The following is a 12,937-nucleotide window of genomic DNA, read 5'->3' on the forward strand; positions in this document are numbered from 1 at the left end:
ATGAGCGCGTGGGTGCCGCGAGTCCGGCCCGGTTGCTACGGTGAACTCGCGGCGGCCTGCTCAGCAGTGGGGCCCGGATTCCCCTACGATCCGGGCATCGCGGCAGGTTCAGAACTTGTGGCGAATGCCAACCACGGCGCCAAACTGGTTAGCACCGGGGCGCACGGCTTCGCTGCTGACGCCCAGCTGGTCATTGAATCCATTCACGCCGAGATTCGACTTGCCGCGGTTCAGCGCGTACGAAACCGTGCTGTAGACGTCGGTTCGCTTCGATAGCGCATAGTCGACCAGCGCCACGAACAGCCATGGATTGCCGGCATTCGACTCGCGCAGATTCTGGTAGTAGGCAGAGCCGGCCAGCGACAGTGCGGGCGTAACCTGGTAGGCAGCGCCAAGCCAGGCGAGGTTCGACACCGTGTTGGCCAGGGCAACGCCCGGCAGGACGGCACCGTTGAACGCATGCGCGTACCGATAACCAGCATAGAACTTGGCCGAACCCAGCGAATAGGTCGCCGCCGCTGCCGCGCGCCGGATCAGGCTGTCGGTCGTCAGCGCAGTGGCTGCCGAACGGTTCGACTGGTCATAGATGGCACCGAAGGCGAACGGGCCGGCGGCATAACTTGCCGAGGCCGAATACGAACGTCCGTTGGTGAAGTTTCCCGCGACTTCCTGGTTGCTGCTGTTGAAGCTATACAGGCCGCTCAGGCTTAGCCCGCCGAACTTGCCCATGTACTTGACCGAGTTGTCGGCGCGCGCGCCGCCCAGGTACGGATCCTGGGCGCCAACCGAATAGCGGCTGGCAATGGCCATCGGGTCGTAGGTCACGCCAAAGTCATAGAAGGGCGTGGTGTGCCTGCCGAAGGTAACCTGGCCCCATTCGTGCTGCAGGCCGACATAGGCACCGCGGCCAAACAAGCGCCCGCCCTGCCCCATGGTGCCGGTATCGATGTTGAATCCGCTTTCCAGCAGGAAAATGCTCTTCAGCCCTCCTCCCAGGTCTTCGACGCCGCGCAAGCCCCAGCGCGAGCCACTCTGGTTGCCCGACTGCAGTGCCCATAGATTGTGAGCGGCTGCGCCGGCGGCCACAGTGCCCGTAGACGCTACGGCATGATTCAGATACTCGAGCCCCACATCGGCGACCCCATAAAGCGTAACGCTCGATTGGGCGTATGCAACGGGACCCAGCAGCCATGCCGCTGCCATGGCGGGCATTCTGTATTTCATGAACTCCTCCTTTTATTAGATTAACCCGTAGCATGAAATGCACGGGGCGAAGCCAAATCTGCATCGATATTCTTTAAACAAAAATTCGCATTCCTGCTGGCCACAGCAATGCCACGGATCTCGCCGTCCAGGCGTCCGTCTGTTCTTCCTTACCTAGGATCTGCTGGAAGTAGGTGCGCTTCGCTTTATCGAGGAAGTCGCTGCTGGATAGTTGCTGACAACATATTCGAGTCGAAGCGCTTCACCGGCGGTCAATAGCCTTTCCGACGGTCGACAAGGCCGATAACAGGCTCGCCGTTTTCAAGGCGGCGCAGATTGTCCAGCACCGCCCTGGCCGCGGTATGGGGCCGGGTCATGCTGGCAATATGGGGGGTAAGCCATACCTGGGGGTGCCGCCACAATGGATGATCCGCGGGCAGCGGCTCCGGATGCGTGACATCGAGAATGGCATCGCCAAGCTGTCCCGACTCCAGCGCGGCCAGCAGGTCGGCGTGGTTGAGTTGCTGACCCCTGCCAACATGCACCAGTCCGGCACCGCGCGGCAATGTGTTGAACATACGGGCGCCCAGCATGCCGCGCGTCTCGTCTGTCAGCGGCAACAGGCACACGAGGATATCGGTACGTGCGAGGAATGCGTCGAGTTCCTCCTGGCCGGCGTAGCAGGTCACACCGTCGAGGTTGCGGCGCGAGCGTGACCAACCCGCGCAATCGAAGCCGAACAAGCCCAGGCGCGCCAGCACCGCCTGCGCCAGCGAACCCAGTCCCAGTACCCCGACGCGCCGCTCCTGCGCCGGTTGCACCGCGATAGGCCTCCAGCCTGCTTGCGCCTGTTGCCGCCGATATGCCGGCATGTCACGGTGAAGCGCGAGCACCGAAAACACGGCGTACTCGACCATTCCTTCCACGATACCGGGCTCGATCATTCTCACCAGCGGCAAATGCTCCGGGATCGCCTTCAGATTGAACTGGTCAACGCCCGCGCCCGTTGAAAACACCACCTGCAGGTTAGGAAAGCGCTGTCCGATATCTTCGGGCGGCTCCCAGGCGGCAAGGTAGCGCACCTGTTGGGGATCGCCGACATCGGGCCAGATGCGGAAATCGAGGTCGGGCCGCTGGCGCGCAAAGACCTTGCGCCAGTCCTGGCCCCGCACCGGATCTGCCTTGTAAAGGAATGTGCTCATGCAGGATGTCTCCGTCTACGAGCGGTTGTCGTTCAAGAAAGGGAACTACAGCGCGGGCTGCGTCACACAGGGGTACAGGGAACGGATGCCGCCGTACCGGAAACACCCGGCGCTCCCCAAATCTGGATCAGGCATCGATCCACACGTTCTCGGCGAACATATAGCCCATCAGACCGCCCAGCGGGATGGGCGAAAGCCCCTTGAGCCTGGTCGCATGGGCGTCGATGCTTGCCAGGAACAACGGGATGCCGATGCCGGCCTCCTCGTGGATCATCGTCTGCATGTCGGCATACATCTGCTTGCGCTTTGCGAAGTCGGTCTCACCGCGCGCCGCAACCAGCAACTGGTCGAACTTCGGGCTCTTCCAGCGCGACTCGTTCCACGGCGCATCCGATTTGAAGAACTGCGTGAAGATGGTGTCGGCGCTGGGCCGCGGATTCACATTGCCAAAGCCGACATGACTATTGAGCCAGTGGTTCGACCAGTAGCCATCGGCCGGCATGCGCTTGATGTCGAGCTCCAGGCCGACACGCTGCGCGGCTTGCTGCATCACCAGCGCGGTTTCGACCGAATACAGCGCTGCGGGGGACGTCACCACTTGTACCTTGCCAGACACGCCGGCCTTGCGCAGGTGGAACTTCGCCTTCTCGGGATCGAACGGCCGCTGCGGCAGATCCTTGAAGTAGAAGCGGTTGGTGGGATCGATGGGTTGGTCGTTGCCAACCACCGCATTACCGAGCGCGATGGTTTGCCGCATCTGCTGGCGGTCCAGCAAGTACTTCATTGCCAGGATGAAGTCGGGGTTCGTGCCAGGGCCCACGTCCTTGCGCATGATCAGGTCGGAATATTGGCCGGATTGCGTCGTCATGATGGCGTACCCGGGGGTGCCCTTCACTCTCGACACAGAACGCGGGTTGACCATCGCCACCAGGTCCATGCCGCCGGACAACAGCGCGTTGAGCCGCGCACTGTCGTCGGCAATGCCAACGAGTTCAATCTCGTCGAGGTGGGGCTTGCCCGGCTTCCAGTACGCGTCGTTGCGCACCACCAGCGTGCGCACGCCGGGCTTGAACTCCTTGATCTTGTAGGGACCGGTGCCGATGCCGGCGCTGAAGTCGGTGGTGCCTTCCTTGACGATGTGGAAGTGGAACGTGCCCAGGATAACCGGCAGGTCGGCATTGGGACTGTTCAGCACCACCGTGACCTCGTTCGGACCGGTGGCCTTCACGCTCTCGATCTGCTCTGCCAGCACCTTGGCCTTGGAGGCTGTGGCCGGATCCTTGTGGCGCATGATCGAGTACACCACGTCGGCCGGCGCCAGCGCCTTGCCGTCGTGGAAGGTCACGCCCTTGCGCAGCGTGAAGACCCACGTCTTGGCATCGGTGGTGGTGAACGTCTCCGCCAGCGCTGCCCGCGGCGTCAGGCTGCGGTCCAGCGAGGTCAGTCCGTTGTACACCATGTTGCAGCGCACATAGTCGTTTTGGTTCGACTGCTTGGCCGGATCGAGCGTGTCCGTGGCGGCTGCCGTGGCCACCGCCACGCGGATGCGCCCGCCGCGCTTGGGCGTCTGCGCATGCGCGCCGACCGCCGCGCCGGCCAGGCCGCCGGCCAGCGTGGCCTGCATGCCGCCCGCCAGCAGCATCTTCAGCACATCGCGCCGCGTGGCGCCGCGCTTGAGCGCATCCATCATGCGAAGGCTTTCACCGGGACCGACAAAGTTTTCCAGCTGGTTACGGCTATCGCTCATGGTTGTACTCCTGTGTATCGATTAGGAAAGGCATGCAAGTCGCGTTGAATGAAGGATCGGTCGGTGTGTCTTACGCCAGCCGATCTTTGAGCTGGTAGTACAGGCCAACGGCGGGCAGGAACCAGGGCGGGCCGAAGTGGCCGGGAATGGCGGGCCATTCGCGCTCGCGCCATGGGTTCGCGCTCGCATCGCCGGCCATCACGGCGGCCATGCGCTCACCCATGTAGACGGACATTTGGGTGCCGTGGCCGCTGTAGCCCATCGAATAGAAGAGACCGTCACGCTCGCCGGCATGTGGCAGGCGGTCCTGTGTCATGTCGACCAGCCCGCCCCAGCAATAGTCCAGCCGGACATCGGCCAGCTGAGGAAAGATTTCGGCCAGGCCGGCACGCAGGATCTCGCCGCTGGCGGCGTCCTGCTGCGGACTGGAGATGGCAAAGCGCGCCCTGCCGCCGAAGACCAGCCGATGGTCGGGCGTGAGACGGAAATAGTGGTGGATATTCGCCACCGTGGTGTAGGTGCGGCGCTTGGCCAGCAGTGCAGCCGCGCGCTCCGCCCCCAGCGGCTCCGTGGTCACGATAAAGCTGCCGATCGGTACGATGCGCCGGCGCAGCCAGCCAAAACTGCCGTAGCCGCCGTGGCGGCTCGCGCCGGTGGCCAGCAGCACCTGCCGGGCCAGCAGCGTGCCGCGCGTGGTGTGCAGACGGTGTACCTGTCCATGCGTGCGCTCGACGCGCTGTACACACGTGCCGGTATGAATCTGTGCGCCATGACGCTGCGCGGCCACGGCCAGGCCTTGGGCGAATCGGCCCATATGCATCTGTCCGCTGCGTTTGTAGAGCAGGCCGCCGTGGAAGCGTTCGCTTTGGACCTCGGCGCGCACGCGGTGCGCGTCGAGAATTTCCACATCGGTATCCACGCCATCGGCGATAAGCCGGTCCGCGCTGCGCCGCAGCACCTCCATCTGATAAGGACGGGTCGCGAGCTTCAGCTTGCCGTTGCGCTCGAAGTCGCAGGCGATGCCCTCGTCGCGGATGAGGCGCGCCACCGTGTCGACCGCCTCGTCGTACGCGTGGTACCAGTCACGCGCCCGCTGCGTGCCGACCCGGGCGGCAACATCGGCGTAGTCAACCGCAAGGCCATTGTTGACATGTCCGCCGTTGCGTCCGGAAGCCTCCGGCGCAACGGCGGGCCCCGCCTCGAGCACCACGACGCTCGCGCCACGCCTGGCCAGCGCCAGCGCCGCCGACAGCCCGGTGAAACCGCCGCCGACGATGGCGACATCGACCTGGGACGGCAGATCGTACGCATCCAGAGCCAGCGGCGGCACTGAATCTTTCCAATAGGAATCGAGCTTCATAGTGATGTACGGAGGGACCGCTGAGGGTTTTCAGAGACCGACGACGCCAGGCAGGCCACCGATGTCCTGGATCTCGGTGTAGCGGTAAGCCGCGTTGCCCGGGCCGTGGCCGCGATTCACGAACACCTTGTTGACGATGCCGATGTCATCGGCCGACATCAGGTCGTAGCGCAGGCTCGACGACACGTGCAGCACGTCTTCCGGGTTGCAGCCCAGCGAATCCAGCATGTACTCGAAGGCCTTCAGCCGCGGCTTGTAGGCCTGCGCCTGCTGCGCGGTGTAGACGCGGTGGAACGGCGCGCCCAGCTTCGCCACGTTCTTCTGGATCTGGTCGTCCGAGGCGTTCGACAGGATCACCAGAGGAATCTCCTTGGCCACCTTGGCCAGGCCCGCCGGCACATCCTCATGCGGGCCCCAGGTGGGAACCGCGTCGTAGTACGCCTGACCATCGTTGTCCAGGTACTGGATCTTCCACTTCTTGCACAGGCGGCGCACGGCGTTCTTCAGCACCACCTCATACGGCTGCCAGTCGCCCAGCACCTCGTCGAAGCGATAGGCGCTGAAGTCGGCGATGAATTGCTCCATATGTTCGGGCGAAATCCGATCGGCGAACAGCTCGCGCGTCATCTCGCCCATGCGGAATCGCGTGAGCGTGCCATAGCAGTCGAAAGTCACGTACTTGGGTCGGAAGGTCATGGTTTCTGATCCTCAGCATGATGGGCGCCTGGGGTCGGCACCGTGGTTGATTCATGGCTTCCATGCTAGACGCGGAGCACCAGAATTTGTCCCTGTTGCGGAGTGCGCCACCGCAGCGAATTGCAAAGCTGGCACCCCAGGCGAACGAATCTTCCAATCTCCGGAGAAACCCTGAGACCCAGGCCGGCATCGCGACATCGAAAGACGCTTGGCATGGCACTCCGGCCGCGCTGACCGCGGCGAGGCGGCTACAGAGCTGCGCAATGGAAGCGTCTTGGCGGAACCGGCGAATTGCAGCTCCGCATGGCCTTGCTTAGCGCGTCAATGGGCTACGGGGAGCCACCATGTTCTCCGGCCGCAGAATCTCCGCCAGCAGCGCATTGCTGAGGAGCTGTTCCGACTGGACCAGCTCTACCACGGTTCGGCCGGTTTCCTGCGCGAGGCGTGCGATCCGCGTAGCGTTCTCATACCCGATATACGGATTCAGCGCTGTCACGACACCGATCGAACGGTGGACCAGCGCCGAGCATTGGTCCGGGTTCGCGCTAATCCCTTCGATGCATTCGCGATCCAGCATGCGCACGGCGCGGGACAGCAGCCGGATGGAGTCATAGAGCTTGTAGGCGATCAGCGGCTCCATCGCGTTGAGCTGCAATTGACCTGCTTCGGCTGCGAGGGTCAGCGCGGCATCGTTGCCGGCGATCTCATAAGCGACCTGGTTCATCGCTTCCGGAATGACCGGATTGACCTTGCCCGGCATGATCGAACTGCCGGGCTGGCGCGCAGGCAGGTTGATTTCCGCAATGCCGGTCCGAGGGCCGCTGGAAAGCAGGCGCAGGTCATTGCTGATTTTCGACAGACGGAGCGCCGTCCTCTTGACGAGTCCCGATAGCAGCACGAAGTCGCCCATGTCGGAAGTCGCGGCAATCAGGTTGGACGCGGCGCGGACGGGAAACCCGGACAGCGCCGCCAGTTCTTCGATTGCAATGGCCTGATAGCGCGGGTCCGCGTTGATGCCGGTGCCGATCGCAGTGCCGCCCAGATTGACGGCGCACAGCGTCGCAGGAATGAGCGTACGCATCTGCTCGAGGTCGGCCGACACGATATCGGCCATCGCCTGGAACTCCTGACCGAGCGTCATGGGAACCGCGTCCTGGAGCTGGGTACGTCCCATCTTCAGGATGCCGCCAAACTGTTGCGCCTTGTTGGCCAGGGTTGCGGCAAGGTGGCACAGGCTCTCCAGCAGCGGCAGATGGGCCAGCAGCAATCCGACCCGGATCGCGGTCGGATAAGCATCATTGGTCGATTGCGACAAATTGACATCGTTGTTTGGATGAAGCCGGCCGTAACTCCCCTTCTGCTCGCCCAGGTGTTCCAGTGCGCGGTTGGCCAGCACCTCGTTGGCGTTCATGTTCGTCGAGGTTCCGGCGCCACCCTGGATCATGTCAACGACAAAGGCGTCATGGAAAGCGCCGTCGATGACTTCGGCGCAAGCTTTTGTAATGGCGCCATGCCTGGCGCTGTCCAGCAAGCCGAGCCGATGGTTGGCATTGGCGGCCGCATGCTTGACGATAGCCAGCGCCTTGATGAAGTCCGGGTACTCGCCGATGCAACGGCCGGATAGGTAGAAATTTTCCTTGGCGCGCAATGTTTGCACGCCGTAGTACAAGTTGTGATCCAGATCTCGCGTACCCAGTAGGTCCTGCTCCTGGCGCGTGGGCGTAGCTGTGGTCATGATGAGCCTTAGGCGATGTGTCCAGGGTAGTTAGCCGCGTCAGTCTGCAGCCAGCGCGCGCCGGGCTACCTCGCAGAACCAGCGCACACCCAGCGGCAGCGCGTCGTCGTTGAAGTCATAGCAAGGGTGGTGCAAGGGGCGCTCGCCATCGGGCCCGGGTTCCGCCCGTCCCTGTCCCAGCCAGAGGTAGGCGCCGGGCCTTTGCTGCAGCATGAAGGCGAAGTCCTCGGAGGTGAAGGCAGCCCGCGGAGCCATGCGCACTTCCAGGCCGATGGCTCGGGCCGCGTCAGCGGCCACTGCCGCTTCCTCCGGGCTGTTCACCGTGGCCGGGTAATAGCGGTCGTAATGCACTTCGACCTCGGTGCCGCTCGCCGTCGCCACGCCGTGCGCCATCGCACGCAGCGCGGTCTCGATCCGGCTCTGGACCTCCATATCGAAGCTTCGCACCGTGCCGGTGATCTGCACTTCGGCCGGTAACACGTTATGGCTGTGCCCACCTTCGATACGCGTCACGGACAACACCGCGGATTCGGCGGGATCAATGCGACGCGCCACGATCGTATGTAATTGCGACACGAGCTGGCTGGCAGCCAGGATGGCGTCTGCGGTGTGATGCGGCTGCGCCGCATGACCACCTCGCCCGCGCAGCACGATATCGAATCGATCCGCCGCCGCCATGATGGCGCCAGGCAGCGTCTGTGCGTGGCCGAGCGGCAAGTCTGGCCAGTTGTGCAGCGCATAAACGCTATCGCAAGCAAAGCGCTCGAACAGGCCCTCCTCGATCATGCGGCGGGCCCCGCCCTTGCCCTCCTCTGCCGGCTGGAAAATGAAATGCACCGTGCCATCGATACCGCTGCGCGCAAGCTGACGCGCGGCCCCCACGAGCATGCTGGTATGGCCGTCGTGGCCACAGCCGTGATGCTTTCCGGGCACGTGGCTGACATAAGGTGGGCGGCCCAGTTCCACCATTGGCAATGCATCCATATCCGCGCGCAGGCCGACGCTGCGCTTTCCATTGCCGGCGCGCAGCGTGCCGACCACGCCCGTGCCGCCGATGCCCTCGTGCACTGTGAGACCCAGCATGCGCAATGACTGCGCCACGATGCCAGCCGTGCGGTGCTCTTCGTAGCCGAGCTCAGGATTGGCGTGCAGGTCCCGGCGCAGCGCAATCAGGTCGGGCAGCAAGTCGGCCACGGGTTCCGCGATCTGGTTCCACCTCACGAGCCGGCCCCCGTTCGATTGAAAGGCTGTCTCTGGCGAGGCCTTGAATGGTTGAACAGAACATCGAGATCCCAAAGGTCCATCGCTGTGCTCCAGTGTTATTGGATGCCGAAAGTGGAAGCTGCAGCAGCGCCAGAGGAGCTGCATTGTTGCCAGCTTAAAAGCACTCTCGCTAACGATGGTGCCGATCGCCGCAGGCTGTACCGCATTGAATTGCGTTTTGCCTATCCGCGTGAATAGATTGTTCCGTGGCCTGAGCGGGTTGCGCCCGCCTTGCCGTAGTGCCGGGGCTGGGGCGCCAGTTTGTCGCCGGACTACGGCATCGGTTCTGACTGCGGAGCGATGGCGTTCGTGTCACCACTTGTCGGCCGGCATCCAAGCCCCACGCACAGCCTGCCGAACATGGCGATGAATACGGGATTTCCTTCTGTCGCGCACCCGGCATACGCAACATGCCGTCGAAGTGCGGCCACTACAATTTGGGACACTACTCGCGGCCCTGGTGCGACCATGGCGCAGCCTCGTTACTTCACAGGAATCGTCATGACGACCCAGACTTTCAATATCGCCGTGATCCCGGGCGATGGCATTGGCAAGGAGGTCATGCCAGAAGGCTTGCGCGTACTCCGTGCCGCCGCAAGCCGCTTTGGCATCGCCCTGAACTTCACCCATGTCGAGTGGGCAAGCTGTGATTACTACGCAGCCACCGGAAAGATGCTGCCGGATGACTGGAAAGCGCAACTGGCGGGCATGGATGCCATCTACTTCGGCGCAGTGGGCTGGCCCGATATCGTGCCGGACCATGTCTCGTTGTGGGGCTCGCTGCTGAAGTTCCGCCGCGAGTTCGACCAGTACATCAACCTGCGCCCCGCCCGCCTGTTCGAAGGCGTGCCGTGCCCCCTGGCCGGCAGAAAGCCGGGCGATATCGACACGATCATCGTGCGCGAGAATACCGAGGGCGAATACTCGTCGGTCGGTGGCGTGATGTACGAAGGCACCGAACGCGAAGTCGTGATGCAGCAGTCGATTTTCTCACGGCATGGGACCGACCGCGCGCTGCGCTTCGCCTTCGACCTGGCGCGGCAGCGGCAGCGCAAGCGCGTTACCGTGGCGACCAAGAGCAACGGCATTGCCATCAGCATGCCATGGTGGGACCACCGGGCATCCGCCATTGCGGACGAATATCCGGATGTCGGCTGGGAAAAGCAGCATATCGACATCCTGTGCGCCCGCTTCGTGTTGCAGCCGCAGCGCTTCGATGTGGTGGTGGCGTCCAACCTGTTTGGCGACATCCTGTCAGACCTGGGCCCGGCCTGCACCGGTACGCTGGGACTCGCGCCTTCGGCCAACCTGAATCCCGAGCGCACCTTCCCTTCGCTGTTTGAGCCGGTGCACGGCTCGGCCCCCGATATCTATGGCAAGAACATTGCCAACCCCATCGGCATGATCTGGTCAGGTGCCATGATGCTCGACTTCCTCGATACCGACAACGATGCCGGAAGAAAGGCGCACGACGCGATTCTTGCCGCCATCCAGCACGTACTGATTCACGGTCCTCGCACGGCAGACCTGGGCGGCAACGCTTCGACCACCGAGATGGGCGAAGCCATTGCCAGCGTCGTGGAACACATCGGTCCGGGCGGGCAAGCATAGCAATGGCATGCACTCAAAATGCATGGAGATGATATTGATGAAGACCCTATTGCTTACTAAAGCGCAAGTACGCAGCCTGATCAGCATGAGGGAAGTCATAGGTACTGTGGAAGAGGCATACAAAGCCTTCAACCGTAGCCAGGTGGTTCAACCCGGCTATATCGGCATCCATCTCCCGCCACCGCGCGGCGAAATTGATTTCAAGCTGGGTTACTGCAAAGCCAATGAAATGATCTCCATGAAGGCATCTTCGGGGGGATTCATCAATAACCCCGAGTCTCACGGGGTCCCCAGCGGAATGGGAACCATCCTTCTGTTCGATGCACAGAGCTGTGCCTTGATCTGCGTTATGGATGGGAGCCTGATCACCGGCCTCAGAACCGGCGCCTCTGGTGCTGTTTCGGTGAAAGCACTGGCAAGAAAGGACGCAAAAAAAATCACCTCCATCGGCACCGGGAATCAGGCCCGGATGCAGATCCGGGCTATCAAGGAGATCATGAAAATTGAAGTGATCCATGCCTGGGACAGCAACGCCGACACGCTTGCCAAGTATAAAGCTGATATCGAAAGCGAGTTTGGCATTCCTGTAGTGATGGCCGCCTCCAAGAAGGAAGCAGTTGAACAGGCTGATATTCTGATCACCACGACCCGCGGGAAAGGATCCCTGGTGGAAGCCGCCTGGGTGCAGCCAGGCACCCACATTGTTGCGATCGGCACCGATCAGCAAGGCAAGCAAGAGCTCGACCCAGAGATATTCAACAACGCAAAAATCGTGAATGACTCAATCAGCCAATGCACGGAAAAAGGCGAGACCTGGCACCCGATAAACAAGAACCTCATAAGCAAGGATGACATCCACGCAGAAATTGGCGAGATCTTGCTTGGCATAAAACCAGGAAGAGAACACGAAGACGAGATCACGATTTTCGACTCCACCGGCATGGCCATACAGGACAATACTACCGCGACCAAGATTTATCACAATGCAATGGCAAGCAAGATCGGCACATTCTTTGAATTTCTTTGACTAGCCGCCAAAGAACCGACGGCCCCGAAAAAGTGATAAAGCACATGCTCAACTACCCGACGCTCCAAGACATCCGAGACGCGCAGGCACGGCTGAAGCCCTACATCAGGCATACGCCGTTACTGCGCGCGGAAAAGATGGAGCGAGCTTTGGGCTGCCAGATGTACCTTAAGCCGGAGATGCTGCAAATTACCGGGGCCTTCAAGATTCGTGGCGCGCTGAATAAATCGCTTTCGCTTACCAGGGAAGAGATAGCTAACGGCATTATTGCCACGTCCTCCGGCAATCATGCTCAGGGACTGGCGTACGCCGCCAAGATGCTTGGCGTCAAAGCAGTACTGGTGCTCCCGATCACCACACCCAGGATCAAGATTGCCAATACAAAATCCCTGGGCGCCGAAGTTATTCTTTACGATGGCGATACCGCTGCGCGATGGAAGCGGGTGCGTGAAATCGCCGAGGCACACAGCTATGCAGTTGTCCATGCGTTTGAAGACCCCTTGGTAATGGCTGGCCAGGGCACCATCGGTTGTGAAATACTGGAGGATCTGGAACAGGTAGACACGGTGATTGTTCCCGTCGGTGGCGGCGGGCTCATTTCAGGAATCGCTACCGCTATCAAAGAAACATCTCCCTCGGTGCGCGTCATCGGCGCAGAGCCTGCCCTGACACCAAAGTATTTCCACAGCCGCAAGAACAAGGAACGTACATCGCTGCCCTTGAAAAATACCATTGCCGACGGATTAAGGATAAGTGTGCCCGGACAAAATCCATATCCCATCATTGAAAAATACGTTGACGAGATTGTCCTGGTTGAAGACGAACATATCGTTGCTGGCATGCGCATGCTTGCCAATGATGCAAAATTAATTGCCGAGCCCGCCGCCTCGATTGGTATCGGCGCCTTGCTCGCCGGCAACATCAAAGTTAAACCACACGAGAAAGTGTGCGCGGTTCTGACTGGCGGAAACTGGGACTTATGCGACATGGCCGAGATCTACAAAGTTAGCGACGGAAATAGTGCCATCCGTTGATCGCAGGCTCGGTCTCATCGCCGTGGGTGATCTCGGCCGCCCCTGCCTGACACGCTGTG

At 61.6% G+C, this 12,937-nt stretch carries 10 protein-coding genes; 3 read left to right on the top strand and 7 right to left on the bottom strand.

Going from position 1 to position 12,937, the window contains the following annotated elements; all coding sequences use genetic code 11:
- Positions 1 to 108: 108 nt before the first annotated feature.
- From MKD50_RS25320 to MKD50_RS25350, 7 genes are all read right to left on the bottom strand, one after another.
- Positions 109 to 1,224, bottom strand: a complete 1,116-nt coding sequence (locus MKD50_RS25320) for a porin (protein WP_240074370.1) — start codon at positions 1,222 to 1,224, stop codon at positions 109 to 111.
- Between the two features lie 251 nt (positions 1,225 to 1,475).
- Positions 1,476 to 2,405 (bottom strand): 2-hydroxyacid dehydrogenase, encoded by a 930-nt coding sequence (locus MKD50_RS25325; RefSeq protein WP_252669205.1) that lies wholly within the window; start codon positions 2,403 to 2,405, stop codon positions 1,476 to 1,478.
- 127 nt (positions 2,406 to 2,532) lie between these two features.
- Complete coding sequence (locus MKD50_RS25330; protein WP_252669207.1) at positions 2,533 to 4,152, bottom strand: ABC transporter substrate-binding protein; 1,620 nt, start codon at positions 4,150 to 4,152, stop codon at positions 2,533 to 2,535.
- Positions 4,153 to 4,222: 70 nt separating this feature from the next.
- A complete protein-coding gene (locus MKD50_RS25335) occupies positions 4,223 to 5,512 on the bottom strand; it encodes an NAD(P)/FAD-dependent oxidoreductase (protein WP_252669209.1) in 1,290 nt (429 codons plus the stop codon).
- A 30-nt stretch (positions 5,513 to 5,542) separates the two neighbouring features.
- Entirely contained in the window at positions 5,543 to 6,208 is a 666-nt protein-coding gene (locus MKD50_RS25340; RefSeq protein WP_111519853.1) for a haloacid dehalogenase type II, read from the bottom strand.
- Between the two features lie 313 nt (positions 6,209 to 6,521).
- Positions 6,522 to 7,943 (bottom strand): aspartate ammonia-lyase, encoded by a 1,422-nt coding sequence (locus MKD50_RS25345; RefSeq protein ID WP_252669211.1) that lies wholly within the window; start codon positions 7,941 to 7,943, stop codon positions 6,522 to 6,524.
- A 39-nt stretch (positions 7,944 to 7,982) separates the two neighbouring features.
- Complete coding sequence (locus MKD50_RS25350) at positions 7,983 to 9,164, bottom strand: amidohydrolase (RefSeq protein WP_115706735.1); 1,182 nt, start codon at positions 9,162 to 9,164, stop codon at positions 7,983 to 7,985.
- A 543-nt stretch (positions 9,165 to 9,707) separates the two neighbouring features.
- Between MKD50_RS25350 and MKD50_RS25355 the strand changes: the two genes are divergently transcribed.
- The 3 genes from MKD50_RS25355 to MKD50_RS25365 are packed head-to-tail and all read left to right on the top strand — an operon-like array spanning position 9,708 to position 12,878.
- A complete protein-coding gene (locus MKD50_RS25355; protein ID WP_115706734.1) occupies positions 9,708 to 10,817 on the top strand; it encodes a tartrate dehydrogenase in 1,110 nt (369 codons plus the stop codon).
- A gap of 37 nt (positions 10,818 to 10,854) precedes the next feature.
- Entirely contained in the window at positions 10,855 to 11,844 is a 990-nt protein-coding gene (locus MKD50_RS25360) for an ornithine cyclodeaminase family protein (RefSeq protein WP_240074363.1), read from the top strand.
- A gap of 44 nt (positions 11,845 to 11,888) precedes the next feature.
- On the top strand, positions 11,889 to 12,878 hold the full coding sequence (locus MKD50_RS25365; protein WP_252669213.1) for a threonine/serine dehydratase family protein: 990 nt from the start codon (positions 11,889 to 11,891) through the stop codon (positions 12,876 to 12,878).
- The last annotated feature ends 59 nt before the right edge of the window (positions 12,879 to 12,937 follow it).

Origin of the sequence: Cupriavidus mimosae (genome assembly GCF_023952485.1) — a bacterium.
Taxonomy (GTDB): Bacteria; Pseudomonadota; Gammaproteobacteria; order Burkholderiales; family Burkholderiaceae; genus Cupriavidus; species Cupriavidus taiwanensis_C.

Coding starts and splice junctions, on each gene's coding strand:
- MKD50_RS25320 (WP_240074370.1), bottom strand. CDS start 1,224: ATGAAATACAGAATGCCCGCCATGGCAGCGGCATGGCTGCTGGGTCCC.
- MKD50_RS25325 (WP_252669205.1), bottom strand. CDS start 2,405: ATGAGCACATTCCTTTACAAGGCAGATCCGGTGCGGGGCCAGGACTGG.
- MKD50_RS25330 (WP_252669207.1), bottom strand. CDS start 4,152: ATGAGCGATAGCCGTAACCAGCTGGAAAACTTTGTCGGTCCCGGTGAA.
- MKD50_RS25335 (WP_252669209.1), bottom strand. CDS start 5,512: ATGAAGCTCGATTCCTATTGGAAAGATTCAGTGCCGCCGCTGGCTCTG.
- MKD50_RS25340 (WP_111519853.1), bottom strand. CDS start 6,208: ATGACCTTCCGACCCAAGTACGTGACTTTCGACTGCTATGGCACGCTC.
- MKD50_RS25345 (WP_252669211.1), bottom strand. CDS start 7,943: ATGACCACAGCTACGCCCACGCGCCAGGAGCAGGACCTACTGGGTACG.
- MKD50_RS25355 (WP_115706734.1), top strand. CDS start 9,708: ATGACGACCCAGACTTTCAATATCGCCGTGATCCCGGGCGATGGCATT.
- MKD50_RS25360 (WP_240074363.1), top strand. CDS start 10,855: ATGAAGACCCTATTGCTTACTAAAGCGCAAGTACGCAGCCTGATCAGC.
- MKD50_RS25365 (WP_252669213.1), top strand. CDS start 11,889: ATGCTCAACTACCCGACGCTCCAAGACATCCGAGACGCGCAGGCACGG.